Consider the following 20,785-nt stretch of genomic DNA (forward strand, 5'->3'; position numbering starts at 1 on the left):
CGGCCCACCTTCAGAGGCCTCCTTCGAAATCGTCGAGCCGGCGCCAACGGCTTGGCCGAGAGCCCGTATCGCCGATCTTCAGGAATGGGCCGCCTTCTCGAATATGCGTCCGAGACGCTCGGCAAACGCACGTGAATCCGAGGGCTTATCACCATCAAGAATACGGGCCTGATCGAGGAGCAGCCAAGCGGCGTCTTCCTTGAGCGGCGAATTATCCTCGAGGCCGGCAACCGCCCTTATCATCGCGTGATGCGGGTTGATTTCCAGGATCGGCTTGGCCGTGTCCTGAAGCCGGCCGGCGCTCTGCAGGAGTTTCTCCATCTGCCGATCGTAGCTTCCTTCGGAGGCGACAAGGCAGACCGCGCTCTCCGTCAGACGGACGGAGGCTCTGACATCCGCGACCTGGTCGGCAAGCTTGTCCTTTGCGAATGCTACGAACGATTCAGCACCGGCAGGCGTCTCCGGCAGCGAAGCCTTTTCGTTATCCAGCAAGGGAAATTGCGACAGTTCGGCCGCGCCCTGGGTGATGGACTTGAACGTCTTGCCTTCGAACTCCGGCGCATTCATGACCCAGAAGCTGTCGATCTGGTCCGTCAGCAGCAACACCTCGATGCCTCTGGCGCGGAATCCCTCCAACTGCGGCGATGCCCTCAACTGTTCAAGGCCGGCGCCGGCGAGGTAGTAGATGGCGCCCTGACCATCCTTGGCACCCTTCACATAGTCGGCAAGCGAGCGATAGCCCTCCCCTGAAGCGGTCGTGCGGAAGCGCGAAACGGCCAAAAGCTGGGCGCGACGCTCGAAGTCTTCGTAGATGCCTTCCTTCAGCACGGCGCCGAAATTCTTCCAGAGCGTGAGGAAGGTCTCTTCTTCGGTTTCCGCAAGCTTTTCGATCGCGGTGATGATCCGGCTGGTCACACCCTTTCTTATCGACGACAGGACAGGGCTTTCCTGAATCATCTCGCGCGAGACGTTTAGCGGCAGGTCGGATGTGTCGACGAGACCGCGCACGAAACGGAGATAACGCGGCAGGAGCCCGGCATCGTCGGTAATGAAGACCCGCTTGACGTAGAGTTTCATCCGTCCGGCGCGCTCAGGGTCGAACAGGTCGAAGGGCTGTGAACCCGGAACGAACGCAAGGGCGCTGTATTCATGCCGTCCCTCCGCCCGGAAGTGCACGGTCAGCGCAGGCTCGTCATACTGGCCTGAGATCCCACGATAAAAGTCACGGTATTCATCCTTGCTGACGTCATTTTTCGATTTCGTCCAAAGCGCGCTTCCGTCGGTGATCCGGACCGGCTCGCTTCCGGGCTTATCGACGATGCTGATTGCGACGGGCACATGACCTGACTGCTCCTTCACGATCTGCTCGATCGTCCAGCGGGACGTATACTGCTTCGCCTCCTCCGTCAGATGAAGCAGGATGCGTGTGCCGCGCGGTGGCGCCTCGGCGATATCGGCAGGGCTGACGCTGTAGTTACCCTTGCCGTCGGAAGACCAGACCCAGGCTTCGTCTGAACCGGCGCGACGCGAAATGACGTCGACACGTTCGGCTACCATGAAGCAGGAATAGAAACCGACACCGAACTGGCCGATCAATTGTGCCCCTTCGCCGGCCTTGCTGGATTCCAGCCGCTCCATGAAGGCCCGGGTTCCAGACCGGGCGATGGTTCCGAGCGCTTCGATCAGTTCCTCTCGGCTCATCCCGATCCCGTTGTCCTCGACGGAAACCTGTCGACGCTCTTCGTCGAGCGACAGAGTGATGCGGCTTTCGGGGTCGGATCCGGAAAGGGATGGGGTTTCGATCGATTCGTAGCGCAACTTCTCGCAGGCGTCGGCGGCGTTCGAGATCAGCTCGCGCAGGAAGACGTCTTTGTCCGAATAGACCGAGTGCACCATCATATGCAGAAGGCGAGCGACGTCGGCCTCGAAGACGTGGCTTTCGGCAGGCTTTTCTGCAGCGGTCGGCATGGGTGCATTTCTCCTTCACGTTTGAAAATGGCGTCGATGAGGTGGCAAAGTCCGGCGCGAAATTCAAGAGGAACATAATGGCTCACCATCTGCATGTCGTGGGGAAGCGACTTCAGGATTAGCGAGGTGGCAGGTTGCGGGAGGACATTGACTGACCGAAACCGCGCTTACCTACGGCTTTGACGGCGCCATATCGCCAGCGGCCGGTGAAACTTGAAAGCGAACCCGCCATCCCCTGCCCTCGACGGCAATGACGGTCTCCCAGGCGATTTTTCGATCGGCCGTCCGCTTGGACGCCGTGTTCCCGCATCGGCGAACAGATATTTGCGCTCATTCAGGAACCTCGCGCCTTTCAGCTAGTTCGAAAGTCCGCGGCGACCGAGCAAGGGACGAGATGGGCAGCGCTGATCGGAAAACGGGATTCGGGATGATGAATTTCGTGGGAGCGATTTTCCTCGCCGCTCTCGTTCTCGCGGGGATCTATTTCTTCGCGATGACGCCCGAGGCACCGCCGCAAGGACAGCCATCTCCTCACGCGCTTGACCAGTAGATACTAGGAACAAAACAGCCGCACCAAAGTTGCTCTCCAAAGCCGCAGATGCGCAATCCATCCAGAGAAGAGGGATCGCTACAGCCCAATGGGGAACTAGACCGCGCTACGCTATTCATTGCTTCTTACCGCCCGCTGGAGGACACCCGTGAATACCGCTAATCTTCAGCTCGAAGGCATGGTCATGGCCCTCGCATCGCTCTGCGAAGCGCTGGTCGACAAAGGTTTGCTGAACCACAAAGAGGTCGGCGCCGCATTTGAACGAGCCATGCAGGCAGTGGAACAGGATGACGCCCATAAGCTTTCGGAAGCCAATCTGGCGGCCGCCGCGTTTCCGATCCGTCTTCTCAGCCTGGCAAATCAGGCGCATGAACGTGGAAAGAAGTTCACCTTCTCAGACTACGCAGCCATTGTGGGGAAACTGACGTGACGTCAGTTCTTTTGGCTCGATGTTTGCGCTAGCGCGCTCCGTCTCCGATTCACATCGCTAGCGGAGCATCAGCCGGAAGCCGGAGGTGCTCGTCATCTTCTTGCAGGGTGCCGCTTGGCGATGTCTCCCTTCTGGCGGGACGACTTTCTGTCATTCGAGAGCCAAAAACGTCACAAACATACCGCGGCAACGGCCCAGTCCATCATTTCGTGATCGCCGGCCGCCGTCTGAGAAGGGCAGCCTATGCTATCGTTCTTTGCGACGCCGTCAGCCGATTTCTCGGAACGTAATCGAATAGCGAAGCTTGTCGACAGGCGGGATGGAATGCTCCCATTCGCAACGGGCTGGACCCGCGAGGATGTAGGCGGACCCGGGTTCGGCGATGATCGAGGCGCGCTCCCACTTGCTGCCCATGCGGCGGCGCAGTCTAAAGGTGCAAGGCGACAGCAGCGAGATACCCACCACCCTGCCGAACACCTTCTTGTCCTTGTGCCAGCCGATTGGCGCACCCGGCGAATATTCGGTGACGAGCGCCTGTTGCAGTTGATCCGACTCGATTCCGGCGAATGCTGCCGCAAGGCTGCGCACCCCCAGAAGAAACGGCGGGATATCGTCTGCACGGTTCACCCGCTCGGTGTCGAAGTCATATTTCCAGCCGTAGGAGATCACCCTGCGCTTGCCCTCGAAACCGTGGAAGTCGAATGGCTTCAGTGGCAATTGCGGTATTTCGCGAAGGAGGTCCAACTGGTCGGCCTCCGGAAGGATGTCGCGTTCGTAGCGAAATCCCTCAGGCAGTGCGGGCGCGGCGGCCGCAAACAGGTCACCTTGCGCACTAACCATGGTCGCTTCTCCTGTCCAGCTGCTGTCTCGTTTTCAACCGGCACAGCCTCCGATATTGTTGTCCCTGCCGATGATGCATTGTCGTGTTTCTTTCTCCTCGTCGGTGGTGGTTAGCCAAGCTGGTCGGCAATGATCGCCTTCAGTTCGGCGCGCGTCAGCAGGCACGGGTACGGCTTCTGATCCTTGGCCGGCCGATCGGCGCCTTCGTGCTGATCGCGCGGCGCTAGCTCTGCCGACGCAGTGGCGTTGTTTGATTTGTTCATTGGGATCCTTCGACGGCCACGCAGCGTGAAAAACAGTCGAGCGAATATGCGCGGGGTAGTCAGCGCCCTCAGGGCGTCTGCGTGGCAATATACAATAATGTGAGTGATATCGAATATATAAGATTGGCGGGACCGATTACAAGGGTATGGTCGTCCGCAACCGCGCCTAAAAAAGAATGCGCTCACCGCAATCCGGGAAGCTGCCACGATCCAAGGCAACTCGCCCCTAAACGGCGGAATGATCAGTTACGTCGTCCGTGTCCGAACTGAAATTAACCCCGCAGGGTCGTTAGAAACTGCCTTCGAAAGGCGATGCCTCCGACCACTTCGTTAATCACCATTGGCTGCATTTTGAGGGCAGCAGCATCCTCGATGGCACATTATCCTGTTCGGGCTTCGCTCCAATGATGGGAGCCGAGCGGGATTCCGCGGAGCTTAGTTTGCGGCAACTCCGCTGAAATCCGAACTCGTCCGGATTACGCAGCCACCAATAAAGGCCCGAAAAGCCCTCGGGCTCGTCAGCCGTTGCGAAGGAACGGTCCCGCCTTAAAGGGATTCTGAACCGACGTTCCCATCTACGTGTTAGAAAAAGGCCCGCCGCCGAAGCGGCAGGCTCATCCTTTGGAGACGTGCGTAAGGGGGCTTAACTCAAGGCAAAACGTTCGGGGCGGAAGGTCGCGAGCATGGGATGTTCGGCGCCCCTCATGACTTCGAACGCGAGCAATTCGCCCAGGATGAGTCCGAGTGTTGCGCCGCTGTGGCTGAAGGCTACGTAATAACCTGGTATCGCCTTGAGGGCACCGACAACCGGTTCGCCATCGCCAGGTATCGGTTTGCCGCCAACGCCGATCGTGGCAACCTCAAGCTTCGGATTACCTTCCAATACATTTGCAGCTTCGGCCAAAAGAGCCGCAACGACGCTGTCGTCGATTTCGAATCCGCCGTCCGGGCGCAGCGTCACCCCTTCGTCGGCGGCCCAGTCGGCGTCGAGCGAGAAAGCGCCGCCCGGCGCGGGGCGAACGGCCACACGGGGCGTGTTGAGAACCGCGCGCAAGGGATGGGCGAACGGTTTGGTCTGTACGAGGAGGGCGATCGGCGTCCCGTCGCCGATGATCTGCCCGCTCTCGGCGGCCATCCTCGGCACGGCGGGACCGGTCGCCAGCACGACGGCATCAGCCAGGAAATATCGGCCCGTCGCCGTCTCGGCACCGACCGCCCGGCCGCCCTCAATCAAGGCCCGTGCGGCTCCCTGGTCCGTCACCAGTACGCCCCCGAGCTCAGAATATTCCTTCAGAAGCAGGCCGATCAGCGCGGGCAGATCGACCCAACCCTCACCTGGATTGAAGATGGCGCCCTGGGGCGTGATCGCGTTCGCGTTTACGCCGGGCGTTACGCGGGGGACATCGGCGCCCGACAGCCATTGTGCGTCGTAGCCGAGCGACACTTCGTACCGATAGGCCGCATCGATCTCGTTGCGCTCGTCATCGGCGTCCCAGGTCAGGCCCCCGTCGAAGCGAAGCCAATCGGCATCCGGAAATCGCGCTGAAAGCGTGCGATAACGATCGATGCCGGCCATGCGCAGCCGATGATAGGGTAAAGAGCGCATGCGTGCCGAGTTCAACCAGGAGAGGGAGCGACCGGAAGCGCCGTTGGCCGGCGAGCCGTCATTGAGAATGGTCACGCGCACACCGCGTCGCGCGAGCTGGACGGCTGTGGAGACGCCGAAGATGCCGGCGCCGATGATGACGGCCGAAGAGATCGTGTTGTCGGTCATGGTAGTGTCTTTCGATTGGTTGGTCATGCAGGTGGATGGGGCGGTCAGGGCTCTTCCCAGTGGCCACTGACGGCGGAGCGGAAGAGCGCGTCGATCGCCCTCATGTTGGCGATCGCATCCTCCAGCCCCGTATCGAGCGGGGTGCCGGAAAGCACGGATGCAGCGAAGGTATCGGCCTGCTCGCGATATTGGTCGGCAGGTTCTATGACGATCTCCTCGCGCCCTCCGCCGGCAAGATCGCGACCGTCATCGAGCACAAGCACCGTCGGCTTATCGGCCGGCGCGTTGAAGGGGATCGGAATTTCCAGGCGCCCACGTGTTCCGAGCACCGTGACCTTCTGCGTGAGCGCAAGCTGCGTGGAACAGGTAAAAGCGAGCTGCCTCCCCTCTGGAAACTCGAGCAGTCCGCTTGTCAGCCGATCCGTTCCAAAGAGTGGATCCCGCTCCATCAAGGCGATTGCCCGCGCTGGGTCGGCACAGAACAGGAAGCGGGCCGTGCTGACGGCGTAGCAGCCGACGTCGAACAGACCGCCACCACCGATATCGGCTTGGTTGCGCACATTGGCGGGATCGTCGAGGTAGTAGGAGAAGATCATTTGGATAGCCTTCACCTCGCCGATCCGCCCCTCGGCGACCAATGCGCGCGCTTTCTTCCATTGCGGATGATGGCGGACCATGAACGCTTCGGCGACCGGCAGTCCGGCGGCCCTTTGCGCCGCCGCAAGTTCCCCCGCCTGCGCAGCGTTAAGGGCGATCGGTTTTTCGCAGAGTACCGGCTTGCCATGCTGCAACGCCTTAATCGTCAGCGGCACATGCAGATGGTTGGGCAACGGGTTGTAGATCGCATCGATATCGGGATCGGCGAGCAACATCTCGTAACTTCCGTAGGCCCTGTCGATGCCGAAACGGGCGGCCACCTGCGTTGCCTTGCCCGGATCTCGCGAGGCGATGGCGGTCACACGGCCGAGCCGGCTGGATTGGATGGCCGGGATCACGGCCTTGACGGCAATGCCCGCGCAGCCGAGCACGCCCCATCGTATCTTTCGTGTCATTAATTTTCTCCCCTCCCGCGCTTAGAGCACTTCCGCAAGGAAGCGTTGGAGGCGCGGGCTCTGCGGGTTGTCGAAGATCGCCTCGGGCGTGCCTGCTTCCACCACACGCCCCTCGTCCATGAAGACGACCTGATCGGCGACGCGGCGGGCGAAACCCATTTCATGCGTGACGACGACCATGGTCATGCCGCGCTTGCCGAGATCGGCCATCAGATTGAGCACTCCCTTCACCAATTCAGGATCGAGCGCGCTCGTAACCTCGTCGAAGAGAATGACCTCCGGCTCCATGGCAAGCGCCCGGGCAATGGCCACTCGCTGCTGCTGGCCACCCGAGAGGCCGCCGGGGCGGTGATGCTGCCGACCGGCAAGGCCGACATCGGCAAGCCGCGCCTTGGAAATGCGCTCGGCCTCGGCCTTTGGCAGGCCCTTGATCTTCGTCAGCGAGAGCATGACGTTTTCAAGCGCCGTGTGGTCGGGGAAGAGGTTGAAGTGCTGGAATACCATTCCGACGCGGCGACGCAACGTTTCGGGCTTCATGGCAAGAGTGCTTTTGCCGTCGATGAGGACGTCACCGCTCTTAGGCTCGACGAGACGGTTCAGCCCGCGCAACAATGTCGACTTGCCGGAGCCGGACGGGCCGATGACACAGGTGACGCTGCCCGGCTTCACCGAGAGGTCGACACCCTTCAGCACGTCGAGTTCGCCATACGCGATGCCGAGATCGCGCACCTCGAGGCTGCCGCCCTTAAAGGCAGTCCCGGAGGCGCGGCCGGCGCCATCGAGTTCGCTCACCTCCTCCAGTCCGCTGGTGACGACTGCGGGGCGCTGCTTGCCCAGCCGCAGGCGACTGTCAATGGCGTTGACGACATGGGTGAGCGGCACCGTGACGATGAGATAGAAAATGCCGGCCAGGAGAAGCGGTGAGAGATTACCGGTTACGACAGCCTGGTCCTGTCCGACGCGGAAGATCTCGCGCTCGGAGGCTAGCAGGCCGAGGAAGTAGACGAGGCTTGAATCCTTGACGTTGCCGATGAACTGGTTGACGAGGGCCGGCAGCACGCGGCGCACACCCTGCGGCACGACTATGAGGCGCATGGCTTGGCCGTAGCTCATCGACAGCGCCCGGCATGCTTCCATCTGACCTCGGTCGACGCTCTGGATGCCCGAGCGGAAAATCTCGCCGATATAGGCGCCGGCGATCAGGCTGAGCGCAAGAATGCCGAGCGGATAGGGCGACGGACCGAACAGCTCGCGACCCATGCGGGCAAATCCCTGGCCGATCAGGAGAATGGTTACGATGGCCGGCAGGCCGCGAAAGATATCGGTATAGAGACGGGCCGGGATTCGCAGCCAGCGGGATCTGGAGATGCCCATAATGGCGAGCGCCATGCCGATGACAATCCCGAGCACCGTCGAGGCCGCTGCGAGGATCAGCGTGTTCTTCAGGCCGACCGTGATCATGGTCGGCAGGACTTCAGCCATGGCGTTCCAGTCGAGGAAGCTGCGGCGCAGGTTTTCAAGCCAGTTCATCAGGAGGTCCCTTGGAAGAAGGACCGGTCCGACGATAAGCCGGACCGGCAGGCGGCATCATGGCTTGGGCAGATAGGCGTCCGGCATCGGCGTGCCCGGAAACCACTTTTCGTGCAGTTTTTTCCAGGTACCGTCCTGCATGGCCTCGCGCAGGCCCTTGTTCAGCGCTTGGCGCAGGGCTTCATTGCCCTTGCGGACCACGAAACCGGCCGGCGCGTCGAAGCTCGGGATGTTGACGGCGACCTTCAGTTCGGGATAGCGCGTCGAATAATCCTTAGCCGCTTCGTAGTCGAGAAAGTGGGCGTCGACCGTGCCATTATTGAGCGCGGAGACTGCGGAATTGTTATCTGGAAATTTGACGAGATCAGCGCCGGTAAAATTTTTCTCAGCATAGATTTCCTGCAAGGTTCCCTGCACCACACCAAGGCGTTTTCCCTTGAGAGCGGCCGCATCGGTGATACCGGCATCCGGCGTCAACACGGTGAGGAAACCGGCGAGATAGCCATCAGAAAAATCCACCGTCTCCTTGCGCTTGTCAGTTGTCCCGATGGCGGCGGCGGCGACATCGAAGCGGCTGTTGGCGACCGAAGGCATCAAGGCGGAGAATTCCTGACCGGTAAAGACGACCTGCTCCCTCTTGAAGCCCAGGCGCTCCGCAACATTGAGGAACAGTTCGATGTCGAAGCCGGTGAAACTGCCGTCCGCCGTGGTGAAGGCATAGGGCTTGGCATCGCCCATCGTGCCGACGCTGATGACGGCAGGGTCGATAAGACCGAGCGGATTGTCCTGCGCATGGATCGGCATTGCGGCACCTGCCAGCGCGGCCAGCGCAACCGCGACGGTAGCGACGCGCGCTCGGGCAAGGCGGAGTTTAAAGGTTTCTATCAATCGCATTGGTTTCGTCTCCTCTGGTGGTGGTGATCTCTGCCTTTTTTCAAGGCACACGCGTCCCCTCCGGACCACGGCACCCGCCGGGCGTCCAGTCGATGACATCAGCATGCCCCGAAACTGCGTTTCTTCTTGAGACCGGTCTCACAATAGAAGAGACCGGTCTCTTTGATATTTGTCAAGTGATCTTTGCGCATTTGCCACTCGTCAATATCTCTTGTAAGGCTAACCTCCATGGACCAGAGCCCGCCCAGAAGCACCTCCGTTACAGTCGCCGACGTCGCGCGCAGGGCGGGCGTCTCGAAGGCGACGGCTGCGCGGGTTTTGGGCGGATACGGAACCGTTAGCGAGCGAGTGCGTGAGGCTGTCACCGCCGCAGCACGCGTGCTCGATTATCGGCCGAACGAGCTTGCGCGCAGCATGACGACCGGTCGCTCCGGCACGATCGGCGTCGTTGTCGGCGATATAGAAAACCCGTTCTTCAGTCTCGCCGTGCGCGGCATCACCGATGTCGCCCGGCAGGCGGACTTCACCGTCATCCTCATCAATTCAGGCGAGGACGTTGTCGCGGAAAGGGCGGCCATTCGTACCCTACTTGCCAAACGTGTCGACGGCCTCATCGTCTCGCCTGCCAAGGAAAACGACGTCGAGCACTTGCATGAGGCTGTTCGCTCCGGGGTTCCGCTCGCGTTGCTCGATCGCGGAAGCGACACGCTGGACGTCGACACCGTCATTGCCGATGACCGGTACGCCGCCGAGAACATCACGCGCCGGCTGATTGCGCTAGGCCATCGCCATATCGCCTATCTTACCGCTTGCGACACGCCGGACCATCGCTTCCACACGGCAAAGGACATCGGTACCGGCTCCGTGCGACGGCGCATCGAAGGGTTTCTTAGCGTCTGCCGCGAGGCTGGCCTGACCGGCATGGAGGATTGGGTGCGTGTCGGCGCCTTCACGCCAGAACATACGCATCGCATCGTCACAGAAATGCTCCAATCGGCGCGGCGTCCGACGGCAATCATTGCATCCGACAGTATAATCGGCCTGGAGGTGTTCAAGATTCACCGTCAGCTGGGGCTTAGCATTCCAGATGACCTCTCGCTTGTGTCGTTCCACGATGCCGACTGGACATCTGTAACGACGCCTCCCGTGACCGTCGTGCGCCAACCCGTCTACGATCTCGGGGCGACGGCCGCCAAATTGCTCGTCGAGCGGTTAAATGGCGAAGGGCAGACGGCCCGCGTGGTAGTTCTGAAAACTGAAATCGTTGAACGCGCCTCCACGCGGGAAAGATATTGATTCTGCGGGTGCAGTTGATGATTCGCTTCAAAGGTTCGCTGGACTGCTCCTGAGGTCGAATCAGCAATCCTGAAAAAAGTCGCGGTTTCCACGAAATCAACGAATTGAGGCGACGGTTCATCTCCGGCGTCAGTAGGGCCGACGGACCTTTTCAGTCTGACCTTCATGCGCCTCGATAGCGATCTGGATGGCTTGATCGGGATGCTGCGTGGGCGTCAAGGCACTCCTGTCTTCGATCCTCCCTTGCGTCGCGACTAATCGATCAGGGAGCTGAAAGTTCCAGCGCGGATAAGATATTGCGAGCCGGCATCGGCAGAGCAACGGGTCGAGGTTTGGCGGGAAGTATGGCGAAGTGCCACCGGCGCTAGGTTGCTGCGACCACCACCGTTCCGCTGCTGATTGCCAATGTCAGTTCGTCATCGACAGAGCCCGAAAGGAGCCGGGTGGACCTCCTGCCTCGCGACGTTCGCAGCCGTTATCGGAATGGCGCTGACCGCCCTTTAAATCATTGTCGGGCCGCAATATGGTCCAAGCATCTTCCGCGTAAGAGGCGATGGTCCTCGAGGCGACGGGATTTAGACGCGCCCTCGCCTTTGCTCAAGAAGGCGCCGATGTGCCGATTGGTTGGGTCAGCTCGCCCGCGAGACGCCGGCCGGGCTCGGAGCCTCGCTGCTGGAGAAGATGATGACGGCGAACATCAGCACGCCTGCGAAGGCGATGAGCGAGGAAATGGCGACAATCGGTTCCATCGCCGTGTTTCCGGAAAGCAGCAGATAAAGGGACGGGATCAGCAACGCGACGCCGACCGTATAGACGACGTATTGGATCATCGCCAGGCGCTTTTCTGCCTTGTGCGGATTGAGCGCGTGGTAAACGCCGAAGATCGCCATGGTGACCCAGCCGAGCAGGTTGGCATGCGCATGGGCCCCCGTCGGTGCGTGATTACCTGAAATAGACATGTGAAGGCCGACCGAGATGCCCGCGATCAGAAAAATGATGGCAGTTTTGAAGTAAAGATTTGCGATGCGTGGCATTGGTTTCCCCCCTCTGTAGCCGATGAAACTTAGCATGTTCTCAAGCCTCTGAGAACGAGCTCATTGGAGGATCTTTGGAACGCCAGTCTTGTTACCGATGTTACGATGGAAATATTGGCTGGGAGCGAGGCGACACTAGGCAGCTCCCATCGTCTCCGTCGACGTGAGCGTGCCGGGCGGGCGGGCGTTCAATTGAGCTCCCGCATTCGCGCATTTGAGCGCTTGAGTGACCAAACCCGCGAGGAGAAGTGAAGTGTCGAACCACGACCGTGCACAAACAGTTTTCGTATCAGGTGGGTCAATATTCATTACCATCGCGGGTAACGGTCCGCCGGTCCTGTTGCTGCACGGCTTCCCTGAAACCCATCTCATGTGGCGCGACGTCGCCCCGCTGCTTGCCTCCGAGTTCACCGTCATCTGTGCCGACCTACGCGGATACGGCGCGAGCGGTTGTCCTCCGTCCGCCCGCGATCACCTGGCCTATTCAAAACGAGCCATGGCTGCTGAGATGGTCGAGGTTATGGCAAAGCTCGGCTTTAGCGAGTTTATGGTCGCCGGTCATGACCGCGGGGCTCGCGTGGGGTACCGTATGGCGCTCGATCACGCCACGGCGATCAGAAAGGTTGCCGTTCTCGACATCGTTCCTACGGTGACCGTATGGGATCGAGCTGATGACCGGTTTGCCCTGGCGTTCTGGCCGTGGCTCCTGTTTGCGCAAGCAGAACCCCTGCCAGAAAAGTTGATCGCCGGCGCGCCAGAGGCTGTCGTCGACGAAGCGCTTACTGGCTGGGGATCTTCCGCCACGGTATTCCCGCCGGAGATTAGGGAAGCCTATATTGACACGCTCAGAAGCCCGGAACATGTGCACGCGATCTGCGAGGAATATCGTGCTGCGGCAGGCGCCGATCGCCAACATGACATGGACGATCAAATCTCCGGACACCGGATTGTTTGCCCACTGATGGCTCTTTGGAGTGGAACCGGCGCAGTCGCTACGTGGTATGCCGAGGAAGGGGGACCGCTGGCGTTATGGCGACAATTGGCGGACGAAGTCGTTGGTCATGCCATGCCAGGAGGCCACTTCTTTCCTGAGGAGCATCCCGCCGAGACGGCCGAGGAGTTAGCCGAATTCTTTAGCGATGCAGCGCCTCATTCCGGTTAATCCTTGAGCGTCAGCGCTGCGAGGAATGCGGCGAAAGAGCAATTGATCGCGTCGGCGTGGCGTCGGCTCCGTCTTTATAAGATTGAATCGACGGCTTCCGGAGATGACGAGGCTGGCGCGCCTCGTCCAACTCCTCTGCGGTATTCAATCATCAGGAGCCTAGCAAGGCAGTGATCTCGGCGCGAGAAGGCATGGCGGGAGCCGTGCCCGGCCGTGTTACGGCGATTGCGGCGGTTGCGCAGCCGAAACGAACGGCCTCGATTGGCGCCCGGCCTTCGGAGATCGCCGTCGCGAACCCGCCGAGAAAGGCGTCGCCGGCTCCGGTCGTGTCGATGACACTTCCCGCCGAAAAAGCGGGAATGAACTCGCTTTCCCCGGCGGTGTGATAGAGCGCACCGCGGGCACCCAGCGTGATGACCGCTGCTTTCGCGCCTCGACCGATGAGGGTGCGCGCCGCTGCGCGTGCCTGCTCGTCGGTTTCGATCGCATGGCCCACTAGCTCCGCTGCTTCGACTTCGTTGGGAACAATGAAATCGCACAAGCCATAGATGCCGTCCGGGATGGCGCTGGCCGGCGCCGGGTTGAAGATTGTCGTTGCCCCTGCCCTCTTGGCTATAGACAGGCCATGCAGAACCGCCTCCAGCGGTTGTTCGAGCTGTGTCATGAAAATGGCGGCGCTTTCGATGACCGCCCGGTTCGCTTCGACATCTTCGATGCCGATCAGCCCTGCCGCGCCCGGCACCACGATGATGGCATTGTCGCCGCTCATCTCGTCGACGAAGATGAAGGCCGCCCCCGTGGAAACGCGTTCCATCTTCATAACATTGGCTTTGACTCCCGCCTCCGCATAGGCCGCAAGCGCCATCGCGCCAAACGCATCGTTACCGACCCGTGAAATGAAAGTCACCTTTCCGCCTGCCTTTGCCGCTGCTATCGCCTGATTGGAGCCCTTGCCTCCCGGCCCCAGGGTGAAAGCCGAGCCCATCAGCGTCTCGGCAATATGGGGCAGGCGCTTTGCCTTATAGGCGGTGTCGGCGGCAAAAATGCCTAAAATGACGATCCCGCTTCTCTCGCTCATCTCACGGCCTCTTCCGCTGGAATGACGCCCTTGGTCAGAAGGAAGCATCCGTAGAACCGCAATTCCCCCGTCGCGATCACGCAATAAGCCCTTTTGGCGATGTCGTAGAACGCCATTCGTTCGATGGGATACATTGGCGACGGCTTGCCTTCGGCGCGATCGACGATCGCCTGCACTTCCTGCTGAATCGGCGGTATCTCATTCGGCTTGCCAATCACTTCCATGCGACCGACCGAAGGCTGGATCGGCGTATCCAGAGGCAGGACGGAAAGGACCGCGTCGATTGCCTGCGGTGCCGGAATGTTTTCCATGGTCAGCAGTCTGCCCAGAAGCGTCTGCCGGGCTATCGAATCCGACGGAAAGTTCATGTCGGAAATGACGAGATAATCGCCATGTCCCATGTTGCAAAGTGCCTGAAGAATATCGCCGTTGAGCTCGGCCCGAATTCCCTTGAGCATCGATCTTCAATCCCTTCTGTAGCCGGAGTGCCGGCCGTGCTTCAATTTCTGTGTGCGGGAACATCCGCCTTGGAGTGCCGCGCGCGCTGCCGGATGCACAAGGACACTCTCACCCTTTTGATCTACGCATCGAACTTTCCGTGAACCGGTTTCGATTTTCTGGCCGCTGCGTCCGGTTGCGGGCACGGTCCGCTCGAACCGCGCACGATCAGCGATCCGTCCACCATTTCGTCTCCCATGCCCCGCGGCTCCTCCAGAAGAAGGCGGACCGCGCGCCGCGCCAGCATGTCGGCCGGCTGGCGGACGGTCGTCAGCCGTGGCACCACCAGATTGGCAAGCGAAATGTCGTCAAAGCCTGTGATGGACAGTTTTCGCGGCACGTCGATCTTAAGGTCGCGGGCGGCGCGTAATGCACCAATCGCCTGCTGGTCGCTGGCGGCAGCGATCGCCGTCGGCCGGCTTTGCGGCGGGCGCGAAAGGAGCTCTCGGGCAATTCTTTCGCCGGATTCGTAGTCGAATCTGCCGTGGGCGATTTCTAATTCTACAGGCCCGTAGGCCTTGCCGAAGCCGTCGATGCGGCGGACGAAGGCATCTTTGCGCATGCGCCCTGCTTCCGTGTCGGCCGGCCCGGCAATATAGGCGATGTGCCGGTGCCCAAGCCCATAGAGATGATCGGCAATGAGGGTGGCGGCCTGCGCGTGGTTGGTCGACACCAGGGGAAAGGCGCCGAAGCGCCGGTCCAGCGATATGACCGGCACCGAGGTCGAGAGATCGAGACCTGAACCGTCGCTCGAAGCTACCACGATGATGCCGCGCACCGACCGGTCGAGAAAAGCCGAAACATGGCTCTGCTCCGCCTCGCTGTCGTTATGCGAGCTTGCCAGCATCAGGCTGTGAGCGCATTCGAGCGCCGCACGCTCGACGCTTGCCGCAAGCTGCGCAAAAAAGGGATTTGTAATGTCCGGAACGACGAGACCGATGATGTCGGTTCTACTGGTGCGTAAGGCTCGCGCCGTCACGTTCGGTCGGTAGCCGAGCGCCGAAATGGCCTCGTTGACCCTTTCGCGCAGCAAGGGTTTGACGGCGGCTTCACCAGACAGAACACGCGAAACGGTGCCCACGGAAACGCCCGCATATTCGGCGACATCCTTGACTGTGGGCATCTTTGACATGTTCCAACGTCCCGCGGCTATTTTACCGCTCCTGCGGTCATCCCGGCGATGATGTGTTTTTCAAGCACGACGCCGACAATGACCAGCGGAAGGATGCCGGCGGTGGAGAGCGCGGCCATCGACCACCAGTTGATGCCCTGGCTGCCTGTCTGGCTGGCAATCATCACCGGTAGCGTGTTCGTATTGGTCGAGGTCAGCAGTGCGGCGAAGAAATATTCATTCCAGCACAGGATCAGCGCCAAAAGGAAAGCAGCAACCATGCCCGGCAGAACGAGCGGCACAATGATGCGGGCAAAAGCACCCCAGATCGACAGGCCGTCGACCAAGGCGGCCTCCTCGAGCTCAACCGGTATGGTGGCGAACTGGTCGCGCATGATCCATACGACGATCGGCAGAACCATCAGCGTATAGACGGCGATCATGCCGGCATAGGTGTCGAGGAGCGCCAGTTCCCTGTAGAGAACCAGGAACGGCAGGGCGAGGACAACGGGCGGCATAATCAGCTGCGACAGGAAGAAGAAGGAAATGTCGGAATTGCGCATATGGCCGAATTTATAGGAAAAGCGGCTGAGGCCGTAGGCGGCGAGCGATCCGAGCACGACGGCCAGAGCGGATGCGGTGACGGAGATGATGACGCTGTTCCAGAGCCTGCGCATGAATTCATCACGCACCGTCGAAATCTGAGAAATCGTGTCAGGAGAAAGGCCGAGCGAGCGCCAGCCGAGCCAGTTGGGCGCGAAGTTGAACCAGGGGATCAGATTGCCGCGCATGACATCTGCGGCTGTCTTGAACGAGGTCGATACCGTCCAGAACAGCGGAAAGATGCAGACACACGCCCAGATGACGAGCATGCCGTAAATGGCCAGACGCATGGCCCACCAGCGAATGCGTTGACCGCGCCCGTATTTTTCGAAATCGATGCGAACCATCAGAGCCTTCCTGTCATCCGCTTGACGATGCGGTCGGAGATTTTCATCAGCCCCGTCATGCCGACGATGATGATCACCAGATAGACGAGCGCGAGCAGGGTCCCGTATCCGACATTCGAACGGTCGCGATATTCGCGATAGATGAAACTGGTGACGGAATCGGTCGCCCCGCCGGGTCCCCCCGATGTCACCGTGATGATGATGTCGGCGAGCTTGAGCTTGAAGATGATGCGGATCATTACCGCCGTGACCGACACAGGCAGCATGAGCGGGAAAATGACCTTCCAGAAGCGCTGCCATTTCGTAGCGCCGTCGACCTCGGCCGCCTCCAGCACCTCCCTCGACAAGGCCTGCAATCCGGCGAGCAGCATGATCATCATAAAGGGAATGAAGGTCCAGGCGTCCATGATCATGATCGAAAGGCGCGCCGTCAGCGGATCGCCGAAAAAGGAGGGATTTTCCCAGCCGAGCCAGCGAGCCAGGCGTGCGATCGGCCCGAAACGGGTCTCCAGCATCGATTTGCCGACCATCCAGCTCACCGCTACCGGCGACAGCATCAAGGGCACGAGAAAAGTGACGCGCCAGAACTTGCGAGCGATGATTTCCTGGTTGAGGAGCAGCGCCAAGCCGAAGGCGATCGCGTATTCGACAGCAATCGCAAGGCAATAAAGGATCATGTTGAGCAAGGCGTTGGCATAGAACGGATCGGCGATCATCCGGCGCACATTGTCGAGCCCGTTGAAGCGCCGCCCGGCGGACGAGGCGAGATTCCAATCCGAAAAGCCGATCCAGAGCGCAAAGAGGAGCGGGAAGACCACCATCGATACGACGAAAAGTGCCGCGGGCAGAATGAAGAGCGCTTTCTTGCCGGCCTCGCCATAGATGACGACGCGGGTGACGCAGAGAACCGCGGCCCAGATGAAATAGGCGTAAAGAACCGGTCGCCAGTTGGCAAAGCCCCAATCGGTCCAGCCAAGTTCATGGACAGCCTGCAATACAAAGGATGCAATGAACCATGCTGCGCTCAGCCACAGAGCCGCGCGGCCCCAGAAACGGCGGCTCGCGGAAATGGAGCCGGCTTCGACCGTGTGCAGCAGGTCGCCTTCGACTGTCGACATTGATATTCCTCGCCTGGACAAGATGGGCGCTGGCGGAGCTTTCAGTCCGCCAGCCCGTTTATGTCAATCGATCAGAGCCCGAGGCTCGTGCGATAGAGTTTGAGCTGGCTCTCGCGACCGATCTGGTCCGTGATCTTTTCCCAGGCGGCGGCAATCGCATCCGCGGTTTCCTGCGCCGACTTGTATTGTCCGGCAAAGCCCTTCGCCAATTCGTCCTCAGCAACGGAGTAGTATTGGAAGATGCCGGGGATGCGCGGTTCGATCGCGGCGTTTGGATGATTGTAGCTGTCGGCGTTCGAGCCCAGATAATCCTCGATATAGGCGCGGTCGTAACCTGCCTTTTCCCATTCGTCATAGTTGAAGTGGGACTGACGATAGGGCTGGAAGCCGGACGGATAGGCCGACGTCCACAGCGAAAGATCCTTGCCGCCGAGATGGGCTGCAGCAGACCAGGCTGCCTTGCGCTTTTTCTCGTCGCTGGAGACCCGCTTGGTGACGTAGATGCCCCAGCCGAGATAGGCCATGTTGGGCGCTTCATTATACTTGTCTTCCCATTGGCCGGACTTGCGATTGTAGACGCGGTTGGAGCCGCGGTTGATGCCGAAGCCCACCACATCGCCGACGACGGAAGTATCCGAGGTGCGTGCGCTGGAGCCGACGTCGCCCCACCACATCAGCATGGCGCCGGTGCCTGCGAGGAACTGCGAGAAGGCCGTGGTGCCGGGGTCTGCATTGATCTGATCGGCCGGGTAGGCCTTTGCCGCGATCAGATCCAGCACATCCTGGATCGCCTGGACCCAGGCGGGGTTGTTGACCAGGGGCTTCATGTTTTCGGGGTCGAAAAGCCATACCGGATCGCCGGGATATTTTGCATAGGCCGTCGCACGGTTTTCGATGAAATAGAAGCCAAAGCCGCCCCAGCCCTTGAGCGGGTCGAGATAGCCGTAGGCCGGCTGGCTGGTCAGCGGATCGGTCTTGCCGATCAGCGCCTTGGACGCTGCGTTAACCTCCTGCCAGGTCTTCGGCGGCTCGGCCATGCCGCTGATCGAGCCTTCGCCGAAGTAGTCCTTACGATAGGCGAAGGTGTGGCAGTCGCCATCGATCGTGACGCGATAGGTCTTGCCGTCCCAGGTGCCAACCGGGGGCTTCAGGTAGCTGACCAGGTCGTCGGCTTCGACCTGCTTTGCAGCCCAATCAGGCATCTCGTCGAGGAGCCCGCGTCCGGCGGTGTCGCCTTCGAAAGGCGCGCCCATTTCAAGGATGTCGAAATCGACAGTGCCGGTTGCGATCGACTGCTGAAGGCGGGCGTTGTAATCGGCCTGGGCAAGGTCGATCCAGTTGATCTTGGCTCCGGTATAGGCCTCCCAAGGCTTGAGGAAGCCACGGAACAGGAAGTTGTGGAGGTTCTGGTTGTTGAGCCCCATGAAGGTCAGCTCGACACCGGAAAACTCGCCTTGCTTGACATTGGCCTTGGTCGGGCCGAGGCAGAGCTCGCCGACTTTCTGCCAGTCCGCGTCCGTCGGCGAGCCTTTGCCGACGCCAGGGATCTGCAGGATCTGGGCGCGCAGATCATCGGCGGCGAATGCGGTGCGGGCAATTCCGCCCATCGCGCCGGACAGGCCGAGCAGAGCCGCCGCACTTGCCGTTCCGCGCAAAACGTCGCGTCGACTTGCCTGACGGCGCATCAATGCATCGTAAATTTCGACTTTCATGACTTCCTCCTCCACGTTTGGTGCGCTGCCTCTGCCAGTGTTCCGGGATAAGCTCCGGCCCGAATTTGGGACTGGTCTCGTGCAGAACTATCTGGTAAACAAGAAAATGAAACGTTTCATAATTCTTGTTCGAAACCGCTCCTCTCGGTCTCATCAATGAGCATTAGACGGGAAGCGGAAAAAGTCAACAAAAAATGAAACGTTTCATGAGGAGGTTTAGAAGGTATTTCGGATCGGGGCAGGCGCGCTTTCGCTGGGCCTCATACTCTGGATGCTGTCGAGTGGTTCATCCCCTGGAACATGTGCCGGGGTGACCGGAAAGCGAGTGGGAGGCATATGGCTGAGGTCAATATTTCAGAGGCGCGGAAGGCATACGGCGCCTTAAATATCCTGCATGGGGTCGATATAGAGATTCGCGATGGCGAGTTCGTAGTGCTCGTCGGCCCATCGGGTTGCGGCAAGTCGACTCTGCTGCGCATGGTCGCAGGCCTGGAGAGCATTACCGGGGGCACCATCTCGATCGGGGGAAAGATCGTCAACAATCTGCCGCCGAAGGACCGCGACATTGCGATGGTTTTCCAGAGCTATGCGCTTTATCCGCACAAGACCGTTGCCGAAAACATGGTCTTCGCGCTGCGCCTGCAGAAGCAGCCAGCCGATGTCATCAAGCAGCGCCTGCAGGCGGCGGCCGAAACGCTCGACCTCGTGCCCTATCTTGACCGCTATCCGCGCCAGCTTTCGGGTGGCCAGCGGCAGCGTGTAGCAATGGGACGAGCCATTGTCAGGTCGCCGCAAGTCTTCCTCTTCGACGAGCCCCTGTCGAACCTCGACGCCAAGCTGCGCGTGCAGATGCGTAAGGAGATCAAGGAACTTCACCAAAGACTGAGAACCACGACGATCTACGTTACCCATGATCAGGTCGAGGCAATGACCATGGCCGACAAGATCGTCGTCATGCAGGGCGGCAGGATCGAACAGACCGGCACACCCCTGGAGCTTTACGATCGGCCCGCCAACACATTCGTGGCCACCTTCATCGGTTCGCCGTCGATGAACCTGATGAAAGGCCGCTATAGGGCCGACGGTGCGGTCTTCGTCACCGAGACAGGCGATGAGATTGCGCTCGGTTTCACGCCGGAGGCGTCCGATGGCCAGGCTGTGCGCCTTGGCGTGCGGCCGGAACATCTGTCACTCGCCCCAAGCGGTTTGAAGACGACTGTCAACGTCACCGAACCCACTGGCCACGAAACAATGGTATTCCTGCGCTATGGATCCGGCGAGCTTGTCGCGGTGCTGTCCGAACGTCACGATTTCGAGCCGGGACAGGTCGTTACGATCGCTGCCCGGCCGAACAAGCTTCATCTGTTCGATGCGGAGACGGGTAAGACGCTGCGACCGGATTGAGTAGCCGCTTGTTGCCGTCCGACATGCCGTGTCGGGTGAGGCCGCGGCCTTCTTGGCAAACGGGTTCGAGAACCTTGCTTCGAAGTCGGTTCTTGATCGGGCGCGGTCTGTCAATGCCATC

The 20,785-nt window shown here is 60.3% G+C and carries 18 protein-coding genes; 4 read left to right on the forward strand and 14 right to left on the reverse strand.

From position 1 onward, the window contains the following. Positions 1-78: 78 nt before the first annotated feature. The gene (gene htpG / locus FHT92_RS16815) at positions 79-1,968 is read right to left on the reverse strand and encodes a molecular chaperone HtpG (RefSeq protein WP_183827253.1); all 1,890 of its coding nucleotides are present in this window, start codon (positions 1,966-1,968) and stop codon (positions 79-81) included. Between the two features lie 698 nt (positions 1,969-2,666). Between htpG and FHT92_RS16820 the strand changes: the two genes are divergently transcribed. Next, the gene (locus tag FHT92_RS16820; protein ID WP_183827256.1) at positions 2,667-2,948 is read left to right on the forward strand and encodes a hypothetical protein; all 282 of its coding nucleotides are present in this window, start codon (positions 2,667-2,669) and stop codon (positions 2,946-2,948) included. Positions 2,949-3,215: 267 nt separating this feature from the next. Here FHT92_RS16820 and FHT92_RS16825 read toward each other — a convergent pair whose 3' ends face one another. From FHT92_RS16825 to FHT92_RS16850, 6 genes are all read right to left on the reverse strand, one after another. After that, positions 3,216-3,788: an alpha-ketoglutarate-dependent dioxygenase AlkB gene (locus FHT92_RS16825; RefSeq protein ID WP_183827258.1), complete on the reverse strand. Its 573-nt coding sequence runs from the start codon at positions 3,786-3,788 to the stop codon at positions 3,216-3,218. A gap of 110 nt (positions 3,789-3,898) precedes the next feature. Continuing rightward, on the reverse strand, positions 3,899-4,051 hold the full coding sequence (locus tag FHT92_RS16830) for a hypothetical protein (RefSeq protein ID WP_183827261.1): 153 nt from the start codon (positions 4,049-4,051) through the stop codon (positions 3,899-3,901). A gap of 643 nt (positions 4,052-4,694) precedes the next feature. Next, entirely contained in the window at positions 4,695-5,825 is a 1,131-nt protein-coding gene (locus FHT92_RS16835) for an FAD-binding oxidoreductase (protein WP_183827264.1), read from the reverse strand. Between the two features lie 44 nt (positions 5,826-5,869). Continuing rightward, the gene (locus tag FHT92_RS16840) at positions 5,870-6,877 is read right to left on the reverse strand and encodes a Gfo/Idh/MocA family protein (protein WP_183827267.1); all 1,008 of its coding nucleotides are present in this window, start codon (positions 6,875-6,877) and stop codon (positions 5,870-5,872) included. 21 nt (positions 6,878-6,898) lie between these two features. Continuing rightward, positions 6,899-8,407, reverse strand: a complete 1,509-nt coding sequence (locus FHT92_RS29645; RefSeq protein ID WP_183827270.1) for an amino acid ABC transporter permease/ATP-binding protein — start codon at positions 8,405-8,407, stop codon at positions 6,899-6,901. 57 nt (positions 8,408-8,464) lie between these two features. Further along, on the reverse strand, positions 8,465-9,301 hold the full coding sequence (locus FHT92_RS16850) for an ABC transporter substrate-binding protein (protein ID WP_183827273.1): 837 nt from the start codon (positions 9,299-9,301) through the stop codon (positions 8,465-8,467). A 228-nt stretch (positions 9,302-9,529) separates the two neighbouring features. Between FHT92_RS16850 and FHT92_RS16855 the strand changes: the two genes are divergently transcribed. Next, positions 9,530-10,597 carry a LacI family DNA-binding transcriptional regulator gene (locus FHT92_RS16855; RefSeq protein ID WP_183827276.1) on the forward strand — a complete coding sequence of 356 codons (1,068 nt, stop codon included), beginning with the start codon at positions 9,530-9,532 and terminating at the stop codon, positions 10,595-10,597. A gap of 629 nt (positions 10,598-11,226) precedes the next feature. Here FHT92_RS16855 and FHT92_RS16860 read toward each other — a convergent pair. Further along, on the reverse strand, positions 11,227-11,631 hold the full coding sequence (locus tag FHT92_RS16860) for a hypothetical protein (RefSeq protein WP_183742178.1): 405 nt from the start codon (positions 11,629-11,631) through the stop codon (positions 11,227-11,229). A gap of 253 nt (positions 11,632-11,884) precedes the next feature. On the opposite strand from FHT92_RS16860, the gene FHT92_RS16865 reads away from it, so the two are divergent. Continuing rightward, positions 11,885-12,793 (forward strand): alpha/beta fold hydrolase, encoded by a 909-nt coding sequence (locus tag FHT92_RS16865; RefSeq protein ID WP_183827279.1) that lies wholly within the window; start codon positions 11,885-11,887, stop codon positions 12,791-12,793. A 151-nt stretch (positions 12,794-12,944) separates the two neighbouring features. On the opposite strand, the gene FHT92_RS16870 is transcribed toward FHT92_RS16865, so the two are convergent. The 6 genes from FHT92_RS16870 to FHT92_RS16895 form a co-directional block, all read right to left on the reverse strand. Then, positions 12,945-13,871 (reverse strand): ribokinase, encoded by a 927-nt coding sequence (locus FHT92_RS16870; RefSeq protein ID WP_183827282.1) that lies wholly within the window; start codon positions 13,869-13,871, stop codon positions 12,945-12,947. Further along, positions 13,868-14,329, reverse strand: coding sequence for an RbsD/FucU family protein (locus FHT92_RS16875; RefSeq protein WP_183827285.1), 462 nt, complete (start codon positions 14,327-14,329; stop codon positions 13,868-13,870). The genes FHT92_RS16870 and FHT92_RS16875 overlap by 4 nt, the downstream gene beginning before the upstream one ends. A gap of 122 nt (positions 14,330-14,451) precedes the next feature. Next, positions 14,452-15,501 carry a LacI family DNA-binding transcriptional regulator gene (locus FHT92_RS16880; protein WP_183827288.1) on the reverse strand — a complete coding sequence of 350 codons (1,050 nt, stop codon included), beginning with the start codon at positions 15,499-15,501 and terminating at the stop codon, positions 14,452-14,454. Between the two features lie 17 nt (positions 15,502-15,518). After that, a complete protein-coding gene (locus tag FHT92_RS16885; protein WP_183742170.1) occupies positions 15,519-16,430 on the reverse strand; it encodes a carbohydrate ABC transporter permease in 912 nt (303 codons plus the stop codon). Further along, the gene (locus tag FHT92_RS16890) at positions 16,430-17,548 is read right to left on the reverse strand and encodes a carbohydrate ABC transporter permease (RefSeq protein ID WP_183827291.1); all 1,119 of its coding nucleotides are present in this window, start codon (positions 17,546-17,548) and stop codon (positions 16,430-16,432) included. Before FHT92_RS16890 ends, FHT92_RS16885 begins: the two co-directional genes overlap by 1 nt. Positions 17,549-17,619: 71 nt before the next feature. Then, positions 17,620-19,260, reverse strand: coding sequence for an extracellular solute-binding protein (locus FHT92_RS16895; protein ID WP_183827294.1), 1,641 nt, complete (start codon positions 19,258-19,260; stop codon positions 17,620-17,622). 336 nt (positions 19,261-19,596) lie between these two features. Between FHT92_RS16895 and FHT92_RS16900 the strand changes: the two genes are divergently transcribed. Then, positions 19,597-20,664 carry an ABC transporter ATP-binding protein gene (locus tag FHT92_RS16900; protein ID WP_183827297.1) on the forward strand — a complete coding sequence of 356 codons (1,068 nt, stop codon included), beginning with the start codon at positions 19,597-19,599 and terminating at the stop codon, positions 20,662-20,664. Positions 20,665-20,785: the final 121 nt, after the last annotated feature.

The sequence above is a fragment of the Rhizobium sp. BK377 genome (assembly GCF_014193935.1).
Taxonomy (GTDB): domain Bacteria; phylum Pseudomonadota; class Alphaproteobacteria; order Rhizobiales; family Rhizobiaceae; genus Rhizobium.